The 22,978-nt window shown below is 68.4% G+C and carries 16 protein-coding genes, 3 tRNA genes and 2 pseudogenes; 10 read left to right on the top strand and 11 right to left on the bottom strand.

Annotation, left to right across the window (positions count from 1 at the left end; translation table 11 throughout):
- Window positions 1–144 precede the first annotated feature (144 nt).
- The 3 genes and pseudogenes from ABD678_RS00545 to ABD678_RS00535 all read left to right on the top strand — a co-directional run.
- A complete protein-coding gene (locus tag ABD678_RS00545) occupies window positions 145–4,158 on the top strand; it encodes an ExeM/NucH family extracellular endonuclease (protein WP_344752645.1) in 4,014 nt (1,337 codons plus the stop codon).
- A 310-nt stretch (window positions 4,159–4,468) separates the two neighbouring features.
- A complete protein-coding gene (locus tag ABD678_RS00540) occupies window positions 4,469–6,541 on the top strand; it encodes an acyl-CoA dehydrogenase family protein (protein WP_344752644.1) in 2,073 nt (690 codons plus the stop codon).
- Window positions 6,542–6,761: 220 nt separating this feature from the next.
- Window positions 6,762–6,902: pseudogene (locus tag ABD678_RS00535) on the top strand (DUF2249 domain-containing protein); the annotation flags it as partial.
- Between the two features lie 125 nt (window positions 6,903–7,027).
- On the opposite strand, the gene ABD678_RS00530 reads toward ABD678_RS00535, so the two are convergent.
- From ABD678_RS00530 to ABD678_RS00515, 4 genes are all read right to left on the bottom strand, one after another.
- Window positions 7,028–8,284, bottom strand: coding sequence for a sugar ABC transporter permease (locus ABD678_RS00530; protein WP_344752642.1), 1,257 nt, complete (start codon window positions 8,282–8,284; stop codon window positions 7,028–7,030).
- The gene (locus ABD678_RS00525) at window positions 8,281–9,096 is read right to left on the bottom strand and encodes an ATP-binding cassette domain-containing protein (RefSeq protein ID WP_344753515.1); all 816 of its coding nucleotides are present in this window, start codon (window positions 9,094–9,096) and stop codon (window positions 8,281–8,283) included. The genes ABD678_RS00530 and ABD678_RS00525 overlap by 4 nt, the downstream gene beginning before the upstream one ends.
- A gap of 98 nt (window positions 9,097–9,194) precedes the next feature.
- Window positions 9,195–10,286 (bottom strand): ABC transporter substrate-binding protein, encoded by a 1,092-nt coding sequence (locus tag ABD678_RS00520; protein WP_344753513.1) that lies wholly within the window; start codon window positions 10,284–10,286, stop codon window positions 9,195–9,197.
- A gap of 115 nt (window positions 10,287–10,401) precedes the next feature.
- On the bottom strand, window positions 10,402–11,583 hold the full coding sequence (locus ABD678_RS00515; protein ID WP_344752640.1) for an ROK family transcriptional regulator: 1,182 nt from the start codon (window positions 11,581–11,583) through the stop codon (window positions 10,402–10,404).
- Between the two features lie 96 nt (window positions 11,584–11,679).
- Between ABD678_RS00515 and recQ the strand changes: the two genes are divergently transcribed.
- On the top strand, window positions 11,680–13,524 hold the full coding sequence (recQ, locus tag ABD678_RS00510; protein WP_344752639.1) for a DNA helicase RecQ: 1,845 nt from the start codon (window positions 11,680–11,682) through the stop codon (window positions 13,522–13,524).
- 12 nt (window positions 13,525–13,536) lie between these two features.
- Here the strand turns inward: recQ and ABD678_RS00505 are convergent, their stop codons facing one another.
- Window positions 13,537–15,150 (bottom strand): DHA2 family efflux MFS transporter permease subunit, encoded by a 1,614-nt coding sequence (locus tag ABD678_RS00505; protein WP_344752637.1) that lies wholly within the window; start codon window positions 15,148–15,150, stop codon window positions 13,537–13,539.
- Between the two features lie 86 nt (window positions 15,151–15,236).
- On the opposite strand from ABD678_RS00505, the gene ABD678_RS00500 reads away from it, so the two are divergent.
- Window positions 15,237–15,692, top strand: coding sequence for a MarR family winged helix-turn-helix transcriptional regulator (locus ABD678_RS00500; RefSeq protein WP_344752635.1), 456 nt, complete (start codon window positions 15,237–15,239; stop codon window positions 15,690–15,692).
- A gap of 12 nt (window positions 15,693–15,704) precedes the next feature.
- Complete coding sequence (ypfJ, locus tag ABD678_RS00495) at window positions 15,705–16,589, top strand: KPN_02809 family neutral zinc metallopeptidase (protein ID WP_344752633.1); 885 nt, start codon at window positions 15,705–15,707, stop codon at window positions 16,587–16,589.
- A gap of 172 nt (window positions 16,590–16,761) precedes the next feature.
- Here ypfJ and trxA read toward each other — a convergent pair.
- A pseudogene (gene trxA, locus ABD678_RS00490) lies at window positions 16,762–17,148 on the bottom strand (thioredoxin); the annotation flags it as partial.
- A 163-nt stretch (window positions 17,149–17,311) separates the two neighbouring features.
- Window positions 17,312–17,911, bottom strand: coding sequence for an HhH-GPD-type base excision DNA repair protein (locus ABD678_RS00485; RefSeq protein ID WP_344752631.1), 600 nt, complete (start codon window positions 17,909–17,911; stop codon window positions 17,312–17,314).
- 169 nt (window positions 17,912–18,080) lie between these two features.
- On the opposite strand from ABD678_RS00485, the gene ABD678_RS00480 reads away from it, so the two are divergent.
- Window positions 18,081–18,887 carry an SDR family NAD(P)-dependent oxidoreductase gene (locus ABD678_RS00480; protein ID WP_344752629.1) on the top strand — a complete coding sequence of 269 codons (807 nt, stop codon included), beginning with the start codon at window positions 18,081–18,083 and terminating at the stop codon, window positions 18,885–18,887.
- Between the two features lie 12 nt (window positions 18,888–18,899).
- On the opposite strand, the gene ABD678_RS00475 is transcribed toward ABD678_RS00480, so the two are convergent.
- A complete protein-coding gene (locus ABD678_RS00475) occupies window positions 18,900–20,252 on the bottom strand; it encodes an MFS transporter (RefSeq protein WP_344752627.1) in 1,353 nt (450 codons plus the stop codon).
- Window positions 20,253–20,487: 235 nt separating this feature from the next.
- Between ABD678_RS00475 and ABD678_RS00470 the strand changes: the two genes are divergently transcribed.
- Genes ABD678_RS00470 through ABD678_RS00460 form a run of 3 tightly spaced genes read left to right on the top strand, consistent with a single transcriptional unit; the run spans window position 20,488 to window position 22,472 of the window.
- Window positions 20,488–20,847 (top strand): YciI family protein, encoded by a 360-nt coding sequence (locus ABD678_RS00470; RefSeq protein WP_344752625.1) that lies wholly within the window; start codon window positions 20,488–20,490, stop codon window positions 20,845–20,847.
- Window positions 20,844–22,088, top strand: coding sequence for an RNA polymerase sigma factor (locus ABD678_RS00465; protein WP_344752623.1), 1,245 nt, complete (start codon window positions 20,844–20,846; stop codon window positions 22,086–22,088). The genes ABD678_RS00470 and ABD678_RS00465 overlap by 4 nt, the downstream gene beginning before the upstream one ends.
- 27 nt (window positions 22,089–22,115) lie before the next feature.
- Window positions 22,116–22,472 (top strand): DUF1801 domain-containing protein, encoded by a 357-nt coding sequence (locus ABD678_RS00460; RefSeq protein WP_344752621.1) that lies wholly within the window; start codon window positions 22,116–22,118, stop codon window positions 22,470–22,472.
- A gap of 31 nt (window positions 22,473–22,503) precedes the next feature.
- On the opposite strand, the gene ABD678_RS00455 is transcribed toward ABD678_RS00460, so the two are convergent.
- The 3 genes from ABD678_RS00455 to ABD678_RS00445 form a co-directional block, all read right to left on the bottom strand.
- Window positions 22,504–22,576, bottom strand: a tRNA-Phe gene (locus ABD678_RS00455).
- A 56-nt stretch (window positions 22,577–22,632) separates the two neighbouring features.
- Window positions 22,633–22,706: transfer RNA gene (locus tag ABD678_RS00450), tRNA-Asp, on the bottom strand.
- Between the two features lie 19 nt (window positions 22,707–22,725).
- Window positions 22,726–22,801: transfer RNA gene (locus tag ABD678_RS00445), tRNA-Glu, on the bottom strand.
- Window positions 22,802–22,978 lie beyond the last annotated feature (177 nt).

The following is a 22,978-nucleotide window of genomic DNA, read 5'->3' as shown; positions in this document are numbered from 1 at the left end:
CAACGTTACTGGCAACTGAGTCGGTGAGTTCTCTGTGAGTGTGGCCGCAGCCGGCGAGAGCGGGTTTAGTGTCGGTGGTGCCCCCACGAGCTGCCCCCCAACGGGGGTCATCGGACGCTTACCCGTCTAGGGAGTATTCGCACGATGTTCACGCGAACGACGTCGGCAACGCGGCCGGCGCACACAGGTATTCGCGCCCTCAGAACCGCAACGCTGGCATCCGCTGCCGCGTTCGCGATGGGGCTGACCTTCCTCTCGGCCCCCGCCTTCGCGGCCGTGACCAACACGATCGCCGAGGTGCAGGGCACCGGTGCGACCACGCCGCTCGACGGCCAGACCGTCACGGTGCAGGGGGTGGTGACCGCCGATTACCGCGGGGTCAGCAACTACCGCGGTATCGTCATCCAGACGCAGGGTTCCGGCGGGGAGGCGGATGCCACGCCGGATGCCTCCGACGGCATCTTCGTGTACCTCAACCAGGCGAATCCCGCCGTCGCGATCGGCGACCTCGTCGAGGTGACCGGCGTCGCCGGCGAGCACTTCGACCAGACCCAGCTCACCGCGACCGACGTCGCGAACACTGTTCTCGTCACAGCGGGTGTTGGAGTCCCCGAGGCCACCGCGCTCCCCGACAGTGTCGTCGGTGATGCGCGTGAACCGCTCGAGTCGATGCTCGTCGCGCCGACCGGAACCTATCTGGTCTCCTCGAGCCACCAGCTCTTCAACTTCGGCACGCTCTGGCTGAACGGCGGCGCGCTCGCCGTCAAGAGCACCGAGACGACGGATGCCGGCCCCGCCGCCGACGCGATCGCCGCCGCCAACCGCGCCAACCGACTGCTCCTCGACGACGGCTACAGCATCCAGGTCACCAACTCGAACCATCCCGGCACCCAGCCCTACTTCTCCGAGGGCACCGTCGTCCGCAACGGCGACACCGTGCAGTGGCCGGCCAACCCCTACGTGCTCAGTTGGGGCTTCGACGACTGGCGCCTGCAGCCGACCATCCCGATCAACGATGCGAGCCCGGCCGACTACAAGCCGACGTTCGCGCCGAGCAACCCACGGCCGACAGCGCCGCCGACCGTGGGCGGCGACTTCTCCGTCGCCGCGTTCAACGTCTTCAACTACTTCACGACGTTCTCCGATGACAACCCGGATGCCCGTGGCGCCGACGACCAGGCCCAGTTCGACATCCAGAAGTCCAAGATCGTCGCCGCCATCAACGGCCTCGATGCGGATGTCGTCACGCTCATGGAGATCGAGAACTCGATCCAGTTCGGCGACCCGGTCGACACCGCGCTCGCCGACCTCGTCGCAGGGCTCAACGCGGCCGCCGGCAGTGACGTCTGGAGCTACGTTCCGACCCCGGCCGCGCTCGCGGATGCCGTCGCGACGACCGACGTCATCACCAACGCGATCATCTATAAGAACGCCTCCGCCACACCGGTCGGCGCGAGCTTCGCCGACACCGACGAGACCGTGTGGGACATCGCCCGCGAGCCGATCGCGCAGACCTTCGAGGTCGACGGCAGGACGATCACCGTCGTCGCCAACCACTTCAAGTCCAAGAGTCCGCCGGACGTCGACCCCACGCCGGCCGAGCCCGCGGACGGGCAGGGCTTCTTCAACACCGAACGCGTCGAGCAGGCGAACAGCCTGTTGGCCTTCGTCGACGGCATCGCCGCTGACTCGGCCAAGGGGCCGGACATCATGCTGCTCGGCGACTTCAACTCCTACGCGCAGGAGGACCCGGTGCAGGCGATCACGGCCGCCGGGTTCGTCGACCTGCTCCCGGCGAAGACCGACGACCAGTACACCTACACGTTCGACGGCGAGCTCGGCTCGCTCGACCACGCGTTCGCCTCGGCGTCGCTCGCGGCATCCGTGACGGGTGTCGGGGCCTGGTCGATCAACTCGCCGGAGTGGTCCGACCGCGGGTACGCGTTCGGCGCCGCCGAAGCGGGCACCCCGTTCCGCTCGAGTGACCACGACCCGATCAAGGTCGGAGTGAGCGCGGTCGCCCCGCCGGTCGACATCGACCTCCTCTCGATCAACGACTTCCACGGCCGCCTCGAAGCATCGGGAGCCGCCGCAGGTGCCGCTGTGCTCGGTGGCATGGTGGACGCCTACCGGGCCGATAACCCGAACACGCTGTTCGTCTCGGCCGGCGACAACATCGGTGCGTCGACCTTCACCTCGTTCATCCAGGACGACCAGCCGACGATCGACGCGCTCAACGCGATCGGGCTCGATGCGAGCGCGTTCGGCAACCACGAGTTCGACAAGGGGCAGGCGGATGTCGACAACCGCATCCTGCCCGCCGCCGACTGGCCCTACCTCGGCGCGAACATCTACGACAAAGTCACCGGCGACCCCGTCTACGACGGCTACTCGCTGTCGACCGTCGATGGTGTCACCGTCGGGTTCATCGGCGCAGTGACGACCGAGATGCCGTCGCTCGTGAGCCCGGACGGCATCGCGAACCTCGAGTTCGGCGACATCCCCACCGCGGTGAACCGGGTCGCCGACGAGTTGAGCGACGGGAACGAAGCGAACGGCGAGGCGGATGTGATCGTGCTGCTCGTGCACGAAGGCGCCGCCTCCCCCGCCCTGGAGGACGCCATCGGCGACACCCCGATGGGCCACATCGTGAACGGCGTCGACGCGAACGTCGACGCGATCGTCTCCGGACACACGCACCAGGTGTACAACCACTCGATCCCGATCCCCGGGACCGACCGGTCACGCCCGGTGATCTCCGAGGGCAGCTACGGCGAGAACTACGGACACATGAACCTCAGCGTGGACCCTGCGACGGGTGAGCTGCTGAGCATCGACTCCGAGGTCCTCCCGCTGGCCGGGGCATTCCCGCCCGACCCCGAGGTCGCGCAGATCGTCGCGGATGCCGTGGCCGTCGCCGACGTCAAGGGCGCGGTGAAGGTCGGCGAGATCACGGCGGACTTCAACCGGGCCAAGCAGACGGCGACGCCATCCGAGAACCGCGGTGGTGAGTCGCCACTCGGCAACTTCGTGGCCGATGTGCAGTTGTGGGCGACCCAGTCCGCCGGCTCGCAGATCGCGCTCATGAACCCGGGCGGCCTGCGTGCCGACCTGACCTACGCGAGCAGCGGTCCTGACGACCCGGACGGCAACCTCACCTACAAGGAGGCGGCCGTCGTCCAGCCGTTCGCCAACACGCTCGTGACGATGGACCTGACCGGCGCGCAGCTCAAGCAGGTGCTCGAGGAGCAGTGGCAGCCGGATGCCGCGAGCCGGCCGTTCCTGAAGCTCGGCGTCTCCGACGGGTTCAAGTACACCTACGACCCGACGGCCGCCGACGGCGACCACATCGACGCGATGTACCTGGACGGCGAACTCATCGACCCGGATGCCAGCTACCAGGTGACGGTGAACTCGTTCCTGGCCGCCGGCGGCGACAACTTCGCAACCCTCGCCGAGGGCGCGAACGCCGCGGACTCCGGCAAGATCGACCTGCAGTCGATGGTCGACTACTTCATGGCGAACCCGGTCGCGAGCCCCGACTACAAGCAGCGTGCGGTCGGTGTGGCGTTGTCGGCCGAGGAGGTCGCGCCGGGCGACTCGCTCACGCTCGACCTCTCGTCGCTGCTGTTCAGCAACGGGGAGCCCAACGAGGGCACGGCCGTCGTGAGCGCGGGTGACACGGTGCTCGGCCAGGCCGCGCTCGACCCGACCATCGTCGACACGACGGATGAGGTGGGCCGTGCGAGCGTGACCGTCACTGTCCCGTCGGATGCGACGGGCACCCTCGTGCTGACCGTGAGCGTCCCGGAGACGGGGACCACGATCGACGTGCCGGTCGAGGTGACCGCCCCTCCGGTCGAGAAGGCCGACAGTCACACGTTCGGGTTCGCGAACAGGTTCTTCGTGAAGCACGACAAGTCGGTGCAGTTCACGGTCCTCGTGACGGCGCGTGGGGTGGAGCCGATGGGCGAGGTCCTGATCTACGACGGTGACACGGTGATCGCCACGGCGACGCTCGGGGCGCACGACCACGGTCGGGTCAAGGTCAAGCTTCCGGGCTTCGACAGCGGCATCCACTGGCTGCACGCGGAGTACACGGGCAGCGATGCGCTGAATCCCTCGCAGTCGTTCCCGGTTCCGCTGCTCGTGTACTGACCGACCGCCCCCTGAGGAGCGCGCAGCCATCCCCGTTGATTGAGTAGCCGCGCAGCGGCGTATCGAAATCAGGTCGCGATGACCTTGGTTTCGATACGCCGCTTCGCGACCTACTCAACCAGCGGTCGGGGTTCCCTTCGTGACAGGCCTGCGGTCCTCCTCAGGGGGCGGTGCCCCTCTCGTTGGGCGGTAGCGACAGGGTCGGGGCCGACTTCTCGCGAACCTTTTGTCGATCCCGCACTGGCCATTTTCGCCGGGTGACGCCCCGACCTACGGTTAAGGCGAGAACGCCAATCGAAGAGGAGTCGTCATGACTGACACTGCGGCGCGCGTCAAGATCTCCGCCGAAGTCGACCAGCACCTCGACGCGGCGGCCGCCGAGAGCGGGACCACCGCATCCGTCGATGTGAACGGCCTGAACGACCTGCTCATGGGGACCTGGAGCGACATCCGCCGCACCGCACGCGAGTTCGCCAAGGACCCGGCCCTGCACCGCAGGGACGGCCTCAGCCTCGAGGAGCAGCGCGAGCGCGCACTCGGTCAGTTGCACCTGCTCGTCGAGAACGGCTCGGTGCACCGCGCCTTCCCGAAGGCGGTCGGCGGACTCGAGGACAACGGCGGCAACATCACCGCGTTCGAGGAGCTCGTCACGGCCGACCCGTCGCTGCAGATCAAGGGCGGTGTGCAGTGGGGGCTGTTCGGTTCGGCGATCGTACAGCTGGGCACCGAACGCCACCACCACCTGCTGCCCCCGATCATGAACCTCGAGGTGCCGGGCGCGTTCGCGATGACCGAGATCGGGCACGGTTCGGATGTCGCGAGCATCGCCACGACCGCGACCTACGACGCGGAGGCCCACGAGTTCGTCATCACCACCCCGTTCCGCGCCGCCTGGAAGCAGTTCCTCGGCAACGCCGGCCGCGACGGCAAGGCCGCCGTGGTCTTCGCGCAACTCGTGACGAAGGGTGTCAATCACGGAGTGCATGCGCTCTACGTGCCGATCCGCGACGAGAACGGATTCCTCCCCGGGATCCAGGGCGAGGACGACGGCTGGAAGGGCGGCCTCAACGGCATCGACAACGGCACCCTCGCCTTCGACGCCGTACGCGTTCCGCGCGAGAACCTGCTCAACAAGTACGGCGATGTCGCCGAGGACGGCACCTACACCTCCGCCATCGACAGCCCTGGTCGCCGCTTCTTCACGATGCTCGGGACGCTCGTGCAGGGTCGCGTCTCGCTCGACGGGTCGGCGACGGCGGCATCCGCCCTCGGACTGGCCATCGCCATCCGTTACGGCAACGAACGCCGCCAGTTCACGGCCGGGACCGACGAGGAGGAGGTGCTGCTCGACTATCAGCGCCACCAGCGCCGGCTCCTCCCGAGGCTCGCCACGACCTATGCGCAGACCTTCGCGCACGATGAGCTGCTGCGCAAGTTCGACGCCGTCTTCAGTGGCGCGGAGGACACCGACGACGACCGCCAGGACCTCGAGACGCTCGCGGCGGCGCTCAAGCCGCTCTCCACCTGGCACGCGCTCGACACCCTGCAGGAGGCGCGCGAGGCCTGCGGCGGCGCCGGCTTCATGGCCGAGAACCGGCTCGTCGGGCTGCGCGCCGACCTCGACGTCTACGTCACCTTCGAAGGCGACAACAACGTGCTGCTGCAGCTCGTCGCCAAGCGACTGCTCACCGACTTCAGTTCGAAGTTCAAGAACGCGGATGCCGGGGCGCTCGCCGCGTACGTCGTCGGGCAGGCGGCCGAGGCCGCCTATCACGGGACGGGCCTGCGCACGGTGGCCCAGACCATCCGGGACTTCGGGTCGACCGCCCGCAGTGTCAAGGAGCTGCGCGAGACCAATGTGCAGCGCGAGCTGCTCACCGACCGGGTCGAGACGATGATCTCGGAGCTCGCCGGGCGGTTGCGGCCGGCCTCGAAGATGTCGAAGAAGGATGCCGCCGACCTGTTCAACTCGCAGCAGAACGAGCTCATCGAGGCGGCGCGCGCCCACGCGGAGCTGCTGCAGTGGGAGGCGTTCACCCGGGCGCTCGAGAAGGTCGAGGATGCCGGGACGAAGCAGGTGCTCTCCTGGCTGCACGACGTGTTCGGGCTGGGGCTCATCGAGAAGCACCTGGCCTGGTACCTCATCCATGGGCGGCTCTCTCCGCAGCGGGCACAGGCCGTCACCGCATACATCGACCGGTTGCTCGCGCGGCTGCGTCCGCACGCCCAGGACCTCGTGGATGCGTTCGGCTACTCGCAGGAGCACCTGCGTGCACCGATCGCGTCGGGCGCCGAGGCAGTGCGGCAGGAGGAGGCGCGGGCCTACTATCGCGACCTGAAGGCATCCGGGAACGCCCCGGTCCCCGAGAAGAAGAAGCGCTGACCGCTTCTGTCGGAAGCGGCAATACCACTCCCGCAGGTTCGCATCCGCGCCCTGCGACAACTCGGTGAGACCCGCCGCGCCGACGACGCCAGCCGACTCGCAGGGCGCGCATGGTCGGCACAACGCCGCGCCGACCCGGCCGCGGCCGAACGCATCAACGGCAGGATGCACTTCCTTGCGCGGCTCCTCGCCGCGGTGAACTCCAACCCCCGGCGACGCGTTCGTTCTGGTCAACGACCACGACCCGAAGCCGCTGTATTACCAGTTCGAGGCGGAGCACACCGGTGAGTTCAGCTGGGACTACCTGGAGCAGGGTCCGGATGTCTGGCGGGTGCGCATCGGTCGCGTCGCCGCCCCCTGACGTCCCCCACCTCGTTGACTCGGGTCATTCTGCGACTTGCGCTTCGCGACACGTCGCAGAATGACCCGAGTCAACGGGTGGCCGGGGCCGGGGTGGGTGGCCGGGGCCGGGGTGTGCCGGGATGCCTACGCCTGGCCGTGCGCGGCGCGGGAGCGACGGGAGAGCGCGTCGATGATGACCGCGAGCAGCAGCACGGCACCGGTGATCATGAACCTCACGGAGGAGTCGAGGTTGAGCAGCGAGAGGCCGTTCGAGATCGACTGGAGGACGAAGATCCCGAGCAGTGCGGAGTAGGCGCTCCCTCGGCCTCCGAACAGGCTCGTCCCACCGATGACCGCTGCGGCGATCGCCATGAGGTTGGTGTCTCCTGCACCGCTCGAGAGCGTCGCGGCAGTGAGCTTCGCCGTCGCGAAGAGGCCGCCGATCGCGGCGAAGAGCGTACCGAGCACGAGCACCGAGATGACGATCCGGTCGACCTTGATGCCCGCGCGCCTCGCCGCCTCGACGTTGCCGCCGACCGCATACACCGCGCGTCCCCACCGCGTGCGGGTGAGGAAGAAGTTCATGATGACCACGAAGAGCACGAAGAGCACGAACATGACGCCGACGCCACGTGTCGTGGCGAGGTACCAGACCGCCGCGACGAGCAGCACGAGCAGCACGATGGACTTGGTGAGCATGACCGAGACCGAGCCGCCGGTCAGGCCGGCCTTGACCCGCCGCCGGGAGCGGAGCCAGTCGGAGAGGAACATCCCGACTCCTGCCAGGATCGCGAGGGCGTAGGCGGCCCAGGGCGGGAGGAAGAGCGTCGTGCCGAGCCGCACGAACCACGAGTCGTATGGCAGGTTGATCGAGCCGTGCGCGCCCAGGATCTTCAACTGCAGGCCGAGCACCGCAAGCAGCCCGGCGAGCGTGATGACGAAGGTCGGCACGCCGAACCGGGTGTAGAGCAGCCCGTAGAGGAATCCGATGATCGCCGCTGCGGCCAGCGCGACGAGGATCGCGGTCCAGGTCGGCCAGCCGAGCTGCATCCAGCCCACCGCCACGATCGCTGCGGCCAGCCCGCTGATGGAGCCCACGGAGAGGTCGATCTGGGCGATGAGCAGCACGAGCACGACGCCGATGGCGATCGTGCCGGTCGCCGCGCTCTGCATGGTGAGGTCCACGAGGTTCCTCGACGACAGGAAGTTCGGGTTGAGGATCTGGAAGATCGCCCAGATGAGGATGAGGCCGATGACGACCGGCAGGGAGCCGAGGTCGCCCCCGCGCACCCTCTGGACGAAGCCGCGCACCGCACCCCCGATGCCTTCGCGGTGGATGAGGCGTTCGTCGCGGATGTCCGCGGCGAGCTCGGCGGGTGTCTCGGTGTTGATTTTCGTCATGAGTTGCTGTCCTCGTGGGGGGCGCGGGTGGATGCCCGGCGGGTGACGGCGTTGTCGGTCGCGCCGGTGATGGCGGAGATGATCTCCTCGTAGCTGACATCCGGGATGCGGAAATCGCCGTTGTTGCGGCCGAGCCGCAGCACGACGACGCGATCGGCGACGGCCTGCACATCCGCCATGTTGTGGCTGATGAGCACGACGCCGAGGCCGCGCTCGCGCAGGTTCTCGATGAGGTTGAGCACCTCGGCGGTCTGGGCGACGCCGAGGGCGGCGGTCGGCTCGTCGAGGATGACGACCTGCGGGTCGCCGATGAGCGAGCGGGCGATCGCGACGGTCTGGCGCTGACCGCCGGAGAGGGAGGCGACGGCGATGCGCACGGAGGGGATCTTGGCGGAGAGCTGGCGGAGGAGCGTCCAGGAGTGCTTCTCCATCTCCTCCTCGTTGAGGGTGAAGTCCCCGAGCTCGTGCCCGAGGAACAGGTTCGAGACGACGTCGAGGTTGTCGCACAGGGAGAGATCCTGGAAGACGGTGGCGATGCCGTGGGCGCGGGCCGCGGCAGGGGTGGGGATCGACACCCGGCGGCCGTCCGCGGTGATCGTGCCGGCATCCGCCCCGTGCACGCCGGCGAGGATCTTGACGAGCGTCGACTTGCCGGCGCCGTTGTCGCCGACGATCGCGACGACCTCGCCGGGGAAGATGTCGAGGTCGACATCCGTGAGCGCCTGGACGGCACCGAAGTTCTTGGAGATGCCGCGAAGGCTGAGGACCGGCTCCCGGGGCAGCGTCTGTTGCGGGGCCAGAGGGGCTTCCATGGTCACGATGTCTCCTTCGAATCGGACGTGTGTTCGCCGTGCAGCGAACGTACACCCGGCCGGGGTCGCAGGCGAGCGATCCCGGCCGGGCGCGCTACTTACTTGACGCCTGCCTTCTCACAGGCTGCCGCGTAGTCTGCCGTGCAGATGTCGCTGGCCTTGTAGAACCCGTCGGCGACGACGGTGCTCTCGATGTTGTCGACGGTCACGGCGACCGGGACGAGCAGGAACGACTGGATGTCGGCTCCGCCCTTCGTCTTCACCGTGGTGTCGCCCTTGTCGGTCTTGCCGTTGACGAGGTCGACCGCGAGCTGTGCCGCGCGCTCGGCCTCAGGCTTGAGGGCCTTGTAGACGGTCATGAACTGGTCGCCGGCGAGGATGCGCTGGATGCCCGCGAGCTCGGCATCCTGTCCCGTCACGGGCGGGAGCGGGTTCACACCAGCGGCCTTGAGCGCGGCGATCGCCGCACCGCCGGTGCCGTCGTTGGCGGCGTAGACGGCCTTGATCTGGTCACCGAACTGCGTGATCTGGCCGGTCACCCAGTCCTGGGCCTTGGGCGGGTCCCATCCGGGGGTGTCGAACTCGGCGAGCACCTTGTAGCCGCTCGCGTCGATCACCTTGTGCGCTCCGGCCTTGAACTGGCTGGCGTTGTTGTCGGTCGGCGAACCGTTGACCATGAGGATGCCGCCGTCGCCCGGCTGCACACCGTCATCCTTGAGCTTCTGGATCAGGGCGGTGGCCTGAAGCTCACCGACCTTCTCGTTGTCGAAGGAGATGTAGTAGCTGAGGTCGGCGCTGTTGATGAGCCGGTCGTAGGAGATGACCGGGATGCTCTGCGCCTTGGCGCTCGCGACGATGGCGGCAGCCGCCTCGCCGTCGAACGGGTCGAGCACGAGCACTTTGGCACCCTGTGTGATCATCGACTCGGCCTGCTGCTGCTGCTTGGCGGCATCCCCGTCGGCGTTCGCGTAGAGGACCTTGCAGTCGGGGCAGAGGTCCTTGACCTTCGCTTCGAAGTAGGGGCGGTCGGCGCTCTCGTAGCGGGCGGTGACCGAGTCGGGCAGGAGAAGCCCGATCGTGGCACCGGCGGTGTCACCGTTGTCTCCTCCCGGTGTTTCGGAACCGTTCGCACATCCGGCGAGGGTCCCTGCTGTGAGCAGGAGTGCGGCTGTGACTGTCACCGCTCTCATGGTGGCGATCTTCATTGAAAAACCTCCGTTGTGATCCGCCTTCGTCGGCGGCTGTGCTGAGCATGACATTTTCACGTCTTGGCGTCAAGTCTTGAACGCAAGGATTTGATAACTCTCAGCCGATCGTGTCATTCCCCCCGATCGCGACCTGGTCGATCGCGTGCGCGACCGCACCCAGCGTGGAGGCGCGTGCGCCCAGCTGGCCCTGCACGACATCCGGCATCGCCGCCTCGTCGACGATGACCGACCGCTCGAGCGCATGACGGATCGGGCCGAGCAGGATCTCGCCGGCGCGAGAGAGCTCGCCGCCGACCACGAGGCGCTCCGGGTCGATGAGGTTGCTGAGGTTCGCGGCCGCGACGCCGATGTGCCGGCCGGCCTCCGCGAGCGCCCGCGTGGCCCCGGCGTCGCCGCCCATCGCCTTGGTCACGATGTCGTTGAGCTTGAGGTTGCCATGCGTGGGCTTGAGCCCGTCGAGGATGGCGTACCCGCCCGCGATCGCCTCCAGGCAGCCGCGGTTGCCGCAGCGGCACAGCGGCCCGTTCTCCACGATCGTGGTGTGCCCGAACTCGCCCGCGCTGCCGTTGTGGCCGCGGAAGACCTGCCCGTTGATGATCAGGCCGGAACCGATCCCGTCGCCGATGTCGATGTAGATGGCATCCGACTTTCCGCGGGCTGCGCCGATGCGAAGCTCGGCGAGAGCCCCGAGGTTCGCGGCGTTGTCGAGGAATACCGGGCGCCCGAGGCGCCGCTCCAGGAGCTCGGCGACCGGGATGCCGTCCCACCCGCGCAGGATGCCGCTTCTTGCGGTCGTGCCAGTGTTTCGATCGAGCGGCGCCGGCAGCGCGATACCGACCGCGAGCACCTCGCTCATGGATGCCTTGAGCGTCTCGAGCATGTCCGCGATGAGGAGGGTGGTGCGGTCGAGCTCGTTGTCGGCGCGGTGATCCTTCGCGAGGGGGAGGTGATGTTCGGCGACGACCGTGTGGGCGACATCCGCGAGGGCGATGCGCATGTGGCGGGTGGAGAAGTGCACGCCGACGACGAGGCCGAGGGCATGGGCGAGGGTGACGTGCTGGGCGCGGCGACCGCTCTGCGTCGTCGGGCTGGTGTGGAGCACGCCGCTCGCCGAGAGCTCCTTGACGATGTTGGAGACGGTGGCGGGGGAGAGGCCGGTGACACCGGCGAGCTCGACCTGGGTGAGACCGCCGTGCTTCTTGATGGCGTCGACGATTCTGGCCCGGTTGGCTTCACGTAGTGAAGTCTGGGAGCCAGGAGTGCGTCGCTCGGTTGCCACGATCACACGATACAGGGGTGGTGCGAAATCGGAAGGGCTGCCGCCGCCTGTGGACAGACGGCCATCGGTCAGTGGGTGCGGCTATCGTTTCAGAGGATGACTGCCGCGACCGCCCCCGACTCCGCCCCCGCGCTCGAAGCCCTGCACCGGGTGTTCGGGTACGAGGCGTTCCGCGGCGACCAGGCCGACATCATCCGGCACGTCATCGACGGCGGGGACGCGCTCGTGCTCATGCCGACCGGTGGCGGCAAGTCGCTGTGCTACCAGATCCCGGCGCTCGTGCGCGAGGGCACCGGCGTCGTCATCTCGCCGCTCATCGCCCTCATGCAGGACCAGGTGGATGCCCTGGCCGCCCTGGGCGTGCGCGCCGCCTTCCTGAACTCCACGCAGGGGCCGGAAGAGCGCGCGCGGGTGGAGCGCGCCTACCTCGCCGGCGAGCTCGACCTGCTCTACCTCGCGCCCGAGCGCATCACCGTCCCCTCGACCGCCGACCTGCTCGATCGCGGGACGATCGCGCTCTTCGCAATCGATGAAGCCCACTGCGTCTCCCAGTGGGGCCACGACTTCCGGCCCGACTACCTGGCCCTGTCGATGCTGCACGAGCGCTGGCCTGCCGTGCCCCGCATCGCGCTCACCGCGACGGCCACAGAGCAAACACACCTCGAGATCCAGAAGCGTTTGCAGCTGGGCGACGCGAAGCACTTCGTCGCGAGCTTCGATCGGCCGAACATCCAGTACCGGATCGTCCCGAAGGACCAGCCGCAGAAGCAGCTGCTCGAACTGCTGCGCACCGAGCACCCCGGCGATGCCGGCATCGTCTACTGCCTCTCCCGCGCGTCGGTCGAGAAGACGGCCGAATTCCTCGTCGAGCAGGGCATCCCCGCACTGCCGTATCACGCCGGTCTCGACGCGCGGGTGCGCGCCGCGAACCAGGCCAGGTTCCTGCGCGAGGACGGTATGGTCATGGTCGCGACGATCGCGTTCGGGATGGGCATCGACAAGCCGGATGTCCGCTTCGTCGCGCACCTCGACCTGCCCAAGTCGGTCGAGGGCTACTACCAGGAGACCGGCCGCGCCGGTCGTGATGGCATGCCGTCGACGGCATGGCTCGCCTACGGCCTGCAGGATGTCATGCAGCAGCGCCGGATGATCGAGACATCCGAAGGCGACCTCGCGCATCGCCGTCGGCTGGGCGCGCACCTGGATGCCATGCTCGCGCTGTGTGAGACGGTGCAGTGTCGCCGCATGCAGCTTCTCGCATATTTCGGCGAGAAGTCGTCTCCCTGTGGCAACTGCGACACCTGCCTGAACCCGCCGGAGTCCTGGGACGGGACGATCCCCGCGCAGAAACTGCTCTCGACGATCGTGCGACTGCAGCGCGAGCGGAACCAGAAGTTCGGTGCGGGGCACCTCGTCGACATCCTGCTCGGCAGGCAGACCTCGCGCGTCGACCAGTACGGCCATGACTCGCTCTCCACCTACGGCATCGGCACCGAGCTCTCCGAGGCGGAGTGGCGCGGGGTCGTGCGGCAGCTGCTTGCGCAGGGGCTGCTCGCCGTCAACTCGGATGGCTTCGGGACGCTCGTGCTCACGGATGCCAGCGCGGGAGTGCTGGACGGCTCGCGCCGGGTCGACCTCCGCCGCGAACCGGCGCGCACATCCACCCGCGCCGCGCGCAAGTCGCGGAGTGCCGGAGCCGACCTGCCCGAGGCGCTGCAGCCGGTCTTCGAGGCGCTGCGGGCCTGGCGCGCCGCGGCCGCGAAGGAGCAGGGCGTGCCCGCCTACGTGATCTTCCACGACGCGACGCTGCGTGAGCTCGCCATCCGGCATCCGTCATCGCTCGACGAGCTCGGCACCGTCACCGGGGTCGGCGAGGCGAAGCTCGCAAAGTACGGGGAGCAGTTGCTCGAGGTGCTCGCGACCGCGGCACCCGCCGCGTAGGAGTGTAGCCCTTCAGCGCACCGCATCGGTGCCCGCGGGTTCTGCTGCATGCTCGCCCTCGTATTCCTGCCTGCGCCCATCGAGCCGCAGGGTCGCGAGCAGTCCGAGCGCGAGGAAGCAGGCCGCCGCGAACGCCGAGTAGCGCGTCCCGTCGCTGAAGGCGGCCCTCGCCTCAGCGGCGACCTCGGCCGACCGGTTGTCGAGCCCCGGGATGGCGTTCCCGGCGCTGTCGACGACGGCGTCGACGATCTGGGTCTTGACGGCATCCGGAATCGTGTCGTTGTCGGCGAGGCGCGTCTCGAGCGACGCGCCGACGCTCGTGAAGAGCACAGTGCCGAGTATGGCGATGCCGAGCGCGCTGCCCACCTGGCGTGCGGTGCTCTGGGTGCCGGAGCCCTGCCCGCTCTGCTCGACCGGGACATCCTTGAGCACGACGCCGGTGAGTTGAGCCGTCGCGAGGCCGATGCCGAAGCCGTAGACGAAGAGGCCGATGGCGATCGACCACCACTGCGTGTCCGGTGCGATGACCAACCCGACGGCGGCGACGCCGACCATCTCGGCGAGGATGCCCATCCGCACGATCCAGACCGGTGAGATCCGGTTGCCGAAACTGCCGGCGAAACCGCTCGCCACGAACGAGCCGATCGCGAGCGCGAGGATGACGTACCCGGTCTGGAGGGCGTCGTAGCCGAGCACGTTCTGCAGCCACAACGGCAACGACAGGATGACGCCGTACTCGCCGAGGGAGACGATGAGCGCTGCAATATTCCCGTTCCGGAATGAAGGGATCGTGAACAGGCCGAAGGCGAGCATCGTGGGCCTGCCCGCGCGCTCACGTCGAATCCCCCACAGGACGAACCCGATCAGGGCGAGCGCGGCGATGAGGAACACGATCGGGATGGGCGAGAGGTCGAACGGCCAGCTCCACGAGCCGATGTCGGGGACGGTGTCGGCGAGCCACCATCCGTAAGTGCGGCCCTCGATGAGCCCGAAGACGAGGGTACCGCTCGCGACGATCGAGAGCACAGCCCCGACGAGGTCCAGGCCGCGAGCGCCGGGCTCACGCGACTCGAGCACGAAGAACAACACCCCCACGACGATGACGACTCCGAGCGGCACGTTGATGCCGAACGCCCAGCGCCAGGAGAAGTAGGTGGTGAGCCATCCGCCGAGCACGGGGCCGACGGCGGCCATGCCGCCGATCGTCGAGCCCCACACGGCGAAGGCGATCGCACGGTCGCGCCCGCGGAACGTCGCGTTGATGACGGAGAGCGTCGACGGGAGGATCATCGCTCCGCCGACTCCCTGCAGCACACGCGAGCCGATGAGCAGGTCGCCGCTCCGGGCGGCAGCGGCGAGCACCGACGACAGGGCGAAGATCACGACGCCGATGAGCAGCATCCGCCGTCGCCCGAAGCGGTCGGCGAGCGTGCCGAACATGAGGAGCAGCGCCGCGAAGACGAGCGTGTAGCTCTCCTGCACCCACTGCACCTGGGTGGAGGTGATCGCGAGCTCGTCGACGATCGAGGGGATGGCGACGTTGACGATGGTCGAGTCGACGATGATGAGCGAGACCGCGAGGCTGATGACGACGAGGCCGAGCCATTTGGTGCGCGAGGAGGTCATGGTGTCGCTTCCGTGTCGTTAGTCAGCCAGCTTATCAAATCGACAGCCGGCTGAGCAATTCACTCCGGGGGCGCTATCCTGAGGGCATGGATGAGCTGGTCACCCCGGGCGAGGACGAGCACGGCCCCATGGCCGCCTGGCCCACTGGCCGACTCCTCTCGACCGCGGCGCGCCTCGTCGAACACGCCTGGCTGGATGCGCTCGACGAGTTGGGCCTCTCCCATGCCGGTCTCGTGGCCCTTCACCTCCTCGGCGACGAGTCGACGAGCCAGACCGAGCTCGCCGAGCGCGCCCGCGTCGAGAACCAGACGATGTCGCGCACCCTCGACCGGCTCGAACGGCAGGGTTACGTGGCGCGCGAGCGCGACCCGAAAGACCGTCGCCGGCACATCGTCACACGCACGCAGGAGGGCAATCGGGCCTGGGAGGCGGCGCGCACGCTGGAGGCCGACGTCTTCCCCGAACTCTCCGACCCGACCGCCCTGCGCAGCGCCCTCCTGGAACTCATCAGAGCCGGCACCGCACGCCGATGGCACGCGTAGTAACGTCTACCCATGACGTTCAACCCTGACTCGAATATCGGCAACGGTAAGGTCAGTCGCCGCGGTCGCAACACCGGCATCGCGGTCGGCGGGGGCGGAATCGCCGTCGTCATCCTCGCCATCCTCTCCCCGATTCTGGGCGTCGACCTCACCGGGCTCTCCGGCCTCTTCGACGGCAGTACCGGTCAGTCGCAGGTCGGCCCGTCCGACAACCTCGAGCAGTGCCAGACGGGCGCCGACGCCAACGCGAACGTCGAATGCCGCATGAAGGGCGCCGCGGCATCCCTCGACACCTACTGGGCGGGCAAGTTCGCCGAGGAGGGCATCACCTACCGCTCGCCCGCCGACTTCGTGCTGTTCACCGGCGCGACGAGCACCGGATGCGGCAACGCGACGAGCGCGACCGGCCCGTTCTACTGCCCGAGCGACGAGTCGATCTACGTCGACACCGGCTTCTTCGACGAGTTGCGCAACCAGTTCGGCGCGACCGGAGGCCCGCTCGCGGAGATGTACGTGGTCGCGCACGAGTGGGGCCACCACATCCAGAACGTGCTCGGCACGATGGACAACCTCGACCTGCGCGACACCGGCCCGACATCCGACTCGGTGCGGCTCGAGCTGCAGGCCGACTGCTACGGCGGCTCGTGGGCTAAGGATGCCTCGACGGTTCCGGATGCCAGTGGCGTGCCGTTCCTGGAGCCCATCACCCAGCAGCAGATCAACGACGCGCTCAACGCGGCGCAGGTGATCGGCGACGACCGCATCCAGTCGCAGGCGACGGGGCAGGTGAATCCGGAGACCTGGACGCACGGTTCGAGCGAGCAGCGCCAGAAGTGGTTCTCGATCGGCTACGAGAAGGGGCCGAACGCCTGCCAGACCTTCGGCGGGAGCCTGTAGGAGGGCTCGACGTCGCGGGAGTTCGGCGATTGCGTCCGTGCGTCCGCGCGTCCGCGCGCCCGCGCTGATGACGGGGTTTGTCCCTCGTGAGGGCGAACGTTCGGCATCCTGAGGCACAAACGCCCTCATGAGCCGGTCCGGGTCCGCAGGACAGACCGGATGCCGGGGGCACTCAGCGCGCGGGGGCTGCGGCTTCCTGCTGCGCGGCGATCTTCGCGTGGACCTCGTCCATGTCGAGCTCGCGCACCGCGGTGATGACCTGGTCGAGCGCCGGCGCGGGAAGCGCACCGGGCTGGGAGAACACGAGCACCCCGTCCCGGAACGCCATGAGCGTCGGGATCGAGGTGATACCGGCCGCACCGGCGAGTGCCTGTTCGGCGTCGGTGTCGACCTTTGCGAAGGTCACGTCCTCGTTGGCTTCGCTCGCCTTGTCGAAGACCGGCGCGAACTGTCGGCACGGCCCGCACCAGGCGGCCCAGAAGTCGACGAGGGTGATTCCGGGAGCGGTGACCGTCTTCTCGAAGTCGTCGGCGGTCAGTTCCACTGTTGGCATAATGGCTCTTCTTCTTTCCGGCGCATCAAAGTACCGAGACTAGGAGAGATTACGCCGACTTTCCATTTCTCGCTGGACCGGCGTCGGCGAGGTCGGCGATCCGGATGCCGATCGGGCGCCTGGAGGGCGCGTCGCGGACCGCGTCGGGATGCGTTTCGTTCAGTCCTTTTCAGGCCTTCTTTGCGGCCGCTTTCGCCGCCTTTTTCGTCTCGCGCACGAGCCGCAGCGATTCGGCATCCGTGATGTCGGCGATCGACCGGTGCGAGCCCTCCTCACCGTAGTGGCCGCTCGCCTCGCGCCATACGGATGCCGTGAGCCCGCACTGCTTGCCGAGCAGCGCGAGGAAGATCTTCGCCTTCTGCTCTCCGAAGCCGGGGAGTGCCTTCAGGCGACGCAGGATCTCGGGGCCGTCGGGCGCGCTGCCGCCCGGGCCGTTGTCATCAGGGCCGGCGGATGTCCAGATCGCCGCGGCGTCTCCGCCCCAGTCGTCCCGCACGGCCGCGGCCAGCGACTGCACGCGGGCGGCCATGGAGCCGGGGAAGCGGTGGACGGCGGGCGAGATCCGGAAGGCGTCGAGGAAGGCATCCGGGTCGTAGCCGGCGATTGTGGTGGGGTCGATCGAGCCGAGGCGGTCGCGCAGTTTCGCGGGGCCGGCGAACGCGGTCTCCATCGGGATCTGCTGGTCGAGCAGCATGCCGACGAGCAGGGCGAAGGGGTTCTCGGTCAGCAGGGTGTCGGCGGATTCGTCGCCGGTGAGATGCAGGCTCATGCGTCGATTCTCGCACCCGCTCCGACCGTTCCCTGAGGAGCGCGCGGGGGCGCGTCACGAAGGGAACCCCCGCACCGACTTTTCACGGCAGAAGGCTCAGCGGCCCGCCCGAACCCCGCGGATAATGGGCAGTACGGGCCACGTCGACCCGAATCGGAAAGGGATGTCCATGGACGTCAAGGGTAAGGTCTTCGTTGTCACCGGTGGCGGCAACGGTATGGGCCGCGAGGTGGTCATCGGTCTCATCGCGCGCGGGGCGCGGGTGGCTGCGGTCGATTTAAGCGAGGCCGGGCTGGCCGAGACGGTCGAGCTCGCCGGGGCGGCATCCGGGATGCTGACGACGCACGCTCTCAACGTGACCGACCGCAAGGCCGTTCTGGCGCTCCCGGTTGCGGTGGTCAAGGCGCACGGCCAGGTAGACGGTCTGTTGAATGTGGCCGGGATCATCCAGCGCTTCGTGAAGCTGCAGGAGCTTGAGTTCGAGGAGATCGAGCGGGTCATGAACGTGAACTTCTGGGGCGTCGTGAACATGACGAAGGCGTTCCTGCCGGCGCTGCTCGCGCGGCCGGAGGCGGCCGTGCTGAACGTGTCGAGCATGGGTGGGTTCCTGCCGGTGCCCGGCCAGGCGGCGTACGGGGCGAGCAAGGCTGCGGTCAAGCTCTTCACGGAGGCGCTGTACGCGGAGACGCGCGGCACGAACGTGTCGGTGACGGTGGTGTTCCCCGGCGGGGTGGGCACGAACATTACGGCGAACTCGGGTGTGGAGATCAAGATGCCCGAGAGTGCGGATGCCGGCAAGGGCTACAAGACGACGAGTGCGGTGGATGCCGGACGCCAGATCGTCGAGGGCGTCGAGAAGGGCGCATACCGGGTCGTCATCGGTGGTGACGCGAAGTTCATGGACCGGATGTCGCGCCTCTCGCCGCGCCGTGCGACGGAGCTCATCGCGAAGCAGATGAAGGCACTGTTGGGGTAGCAGTACCGTTCCTCAGGGAACGGTACCTTCGTCCCCGTGTCGGGCGCGCCGGAACGGTGACACCGCCAGCCCGATGGCGACGACGACGAACCCCGCGATCCCGATCCACAGCGCCTCCCGGTAGCCGATCGCCTCGGCGAGGACACCGCCGAGCGGCGCTCCGATGACGATCATGGCGCGGTTGACCGACCGGATGGACGTGTTCATGCGGCCCTGGAGGGCATCCGGAGTTACCGACTGCCGGTAGCCCAGCGTGTTCGCGTTCTCGAGACCCATCCCGGTCCCGTAGACGAACTGGCCGAGGCAGAGGATGCCGACCACCATGAGCACGGCACCTCCGTCGGCGCCCGCCCCGCCGGGGAATCCAGCGCGCCCATCGACGCCTGCCCCGCCGACTGCGACGCCGACTCCCGGCGCGAGCACGATGACAACCCAGCCGAGCGGCATGAGCAGGTTGGCGACGATCGCAGCGCGCCCGGCGCCCCACCGGATGCCGAGGCGTGTCGAGTACAGGCTGCCGAGGAGTGCACCGAGGCCGGCCGCCGCGAGCGTGATGCCGAGGTGGAGGGCACCGAGGTGCAGGTTGATGAGCACAAAGGCGACGAAGACCGTGCCCAGGATGCTGTTGAACAGAAACCAGACATGGGTGGCGACGGCGAGCGGGGCGAGCATCCGGTGCCGGTACACCCAGCGCAGGCCCTCCGCTAGTTCGGCGAACAGGCTGCGACGCGCGGCGGGCGGCGCCGCTGCGGGTTCGCCGACCCGGATGCGCGAGAGCGTGAGCGCGGAGGCCAGGTAGCTGGCGACATCCACGAGGATTGCGATCGGCGCGGTCAGCGCGGAGATGAGCGCGCCGCCGACGATCGGGCCGGTGGTCTGGGCGACGGCCGCGCTCTGGTCGATGCGGGCGTTGGCGGCGAGCAGGGCGCTGCGCGGGACGAGCCGCGGAAGGTAGGACTGCGAGGCGGAGTCGTTCATGAGGGTGAGCGTCCCGTACGCGAAGGCGATGGCGAGCACGACGGGGAGGCTCAGCCGGCCCATCCACCACAGCAGGGGGATGAGTGCGAGCAGCACGGCGCATCCGAGGTCGGTGGCGATGAGGACCGGGCGTCGGCGACGGCGGTCGATGAGGACGCCGAGCACGAGACCGAACAGCAGGTAGGGCAGCCAGCGGGATGCGCCCAGGAGCCCGACATCCACTGCAGTGCCGGAGAGGGTCGTGACGACGAGCACCTGCAGGGCGAGCACGGTCACGTAGTCGCCGAAGCCGGAGACGGTCTCCGCGGTCCAGAACCTCACGAACCCCGGATGCCGGAACACGTCGCGCGGGGACTGCGCCGCTTCTCGCTCGTCTGGGTCCGTCATGCGACTCGATCCGTTGGGGTCGTGTTCGAGTCTAGGAGCACCGCTCTCGTCGCCCTTCTGCGGGGAAATCGTGTCTCGAGGCCACCTGACCGCGGCGGCCGTTCCCAGCCTCACCTGCCACACTCGTCATCCGATTTCCGGCAATCTGGTCGAGGATGTCGAAATGGCGCACCACTCTTCGTGGTACCAGTGAGAGGCGGCCGACGGGGCCGCCCCACGTGAAGGGAGAAAGCTCATGGCGCACTACTTTCTGGTGGTCTGGGGGCCGAGCGATTACGGCGAGTTCGACACGTACGGCACGCAGGAGGAACGCGACGCCCAGATGGCGGCCACCGGCGTCTTCAACGACAGGCTCAAGGAGGAGGGCAGCTTCGTCTACGCGAACGGCCTGACCGAGCCGTCGACCGCGACCGTCGTCGACGGCACAGGGGCGGAGCCGGTCTTCACCGACGGTCCCTACATCGAGTCGAAGGAGTACTTCGCGGGCCTCTGGATCGTCGACGTTCCGGATCTCGACGCCGCGCTCAAGCTCGCCGCTGAGGGGTCGAAGGCGTGCGGGCGCAAGGTCGAGGTCCGCCCGACAGGCAGCGTGTGACGGACGCCGTCGCCGAGGCGATCACCCGGGTCCACCGTGAGGAGTGGGCGCGGGTGGTTGCCTCGCTCACCCGCCGGTTCGGCGATCTCGGCCTCGCCGAGGACATGGCCGGCGAGGCCTTCGCGACCGCGGTCGAGAGGTGGCCCCGCGACGGCATTCCCCCGAACCCGGGTGCCTGGGTCACCATGACCGCCAACCGCAAGGCGATCGACCGGTTGCGGCGGGAGGCACGGCGCGATGCGAAACATCAGGAGGCGCTCATGCTTCAAGACGACAGCCCGCCCGAGCCCACGGGCACCGTCGACGACGACCGGCTGCGCCTGCTCTTCACCTGCTGTCATCCGGCGCTCTCGATGGAGGCCCGCGTCGCGCTGACCCTGCGGATGGTCGGCGGCCTGACCGTGCCCGAGATCGCCCACGCGTTCCTCGTTCAGGAGGTCACGATGGGCCAGCGCATCACGCGCGCGAAGGGCAAGATCAGGGCCGCCGGCATCCCGTTCCGCGTCCCAGAGGCGCCCGACCTGCCGGCGCGGGTCGCCGGAGTGCTCGCCGTGCTCTACCTCGTCTTCAACGAGGGTTACCTCGCTTCCGGCGCCGAGTCCGAACCGGTGCGTCGCGAGCTCACGGCGGAGGCGATCCGGATGACGCGGCTCGTGCGGGAGCTTCTTCCGCACGACGGCGAGGTGGCCGGCCTGCTCGCCCTCATGCTGCTGACCGAGGCGCGGGCGGCCGCGCGCGTTTCGGCATCCGGTGAGCTCGTGCGACTCGATGAGCAGGATCGGGGCGCCTGGGACCACGCCCTCATCGCCGAGGGCATCGCTCTCGTGCGCGAGCGTGTGGATGCCGTCGCCCGCGGTGAGGGCGTGCCCGGTCGCTACCAGCTGCTGGCTGCGATCAACGCGGTCCACACATCGGTGCCCGACGCGCGCGACACCGACTGGTCGCAGGTCCTCGCGCTCTACGATCAACTCGCAGGCGTAGACCCGAGCCCGATCGTCGCGCTCAACCGTGCGATCGCGATGTCCGAGCTCGACGGTCCGGATGTCGCCCTCGCCTCCGTCGACCGCCTCGCGACCGCGCTCGACGACTACCACGCCTTCCACGCGACGCGCGCGGACCTGCTGCGACGACTCGGACGCTCGGCCGACGCGCGCGCTGCCTACGACCGCGCGATCGCCCTGGCCGGCAACACGGCTGAGGTCGCGCACCTCACCCGGCGCCGGGGCCAGCTCGGCGCCTGAGCCGCTGGGGCCCTGAGCCGCTGGGCCATGCCCACCCTCCTTCTGCACCCTCATCCGGGGCTACCATTCGTCATGGCCAACTCGGATGTCGGCAAAGGCAAGGATCGGACGTGGGGCTCGAGCGCTCGGTCAAGTGGGGGTATGGCCTACTACGGGGTGGGCGACGGGTGGTGTTTCAGCAGCGGCGCCTTTGCCGACCATGTCAAGCTCATGTTCGTGAACGGCGCGACGCTCGACCCCGTGCCGCCGGTGACGCCGATCGGGATGGGCAAGGCGACGCGGGGAGTCGAGCTCGCATCCCTCGATGACGTCGATGAGGTGCAGGTCGCGGACTGGATGAGGCAGATCACGTCACGGCCTGGTGTCGGCGGCAAGAAGAAGTGAACCCGTCGTCGCGACGATGAAGAACTGGCGGTGGCTCCGACCGGCGTCGATCCGGTGACCTCACGATTTTCAGTCGTGCGCTCTACCAACTGAGCTACAGAGCCGTGCCCTCCCCGGAGGGAGGTAAGGCACAGCCACTGGCGAGAGTGGCCGTGCCTTGCGACCCTGACCGGACTTGAACCGGCGACCTCCGCCGTGACAGGGCGGCGCGCTAACCAACTGCGCTACAGGGCCTAGCTATTCAGTTTCGGTTTGGTGACCCCAACGGGATTCGAACCCGTGCTGCCGCCGTGAAAGGGCGGTGTCCTAGGCCACTAAACGATGGGGCCAGGAAGTGTGGAACCTTCTTAGCTACCGACGATCAAGCATAAGGGCGAGCACCGGTTTTGCCAAACGCGCGGATGCGGCGCACCGGCGCGGTTCCCCGCCATCCGGATGCCGGCGAGTAGGTTCAAGTGAAAGTTGAAGCTTGTCAATGCTGGCCATCGGGCACAAGCCTTGTTACT

It is taken from the genome of Leifsonella bigeumensis (genome assembly GCF_039537265.1).
GTDB lineage: Bacteria > Actinomycetota > Actinomycetes > Actinomycetales > Microbacteriaceae > Terrimesophilobacter > Terrimesophilobacter bigeumensis.
The sequence above is the reverse complement of the archived record's forward strand: the minus strand, read 5'-3'. Positions and strand labels throughout refer to the sequence as shown.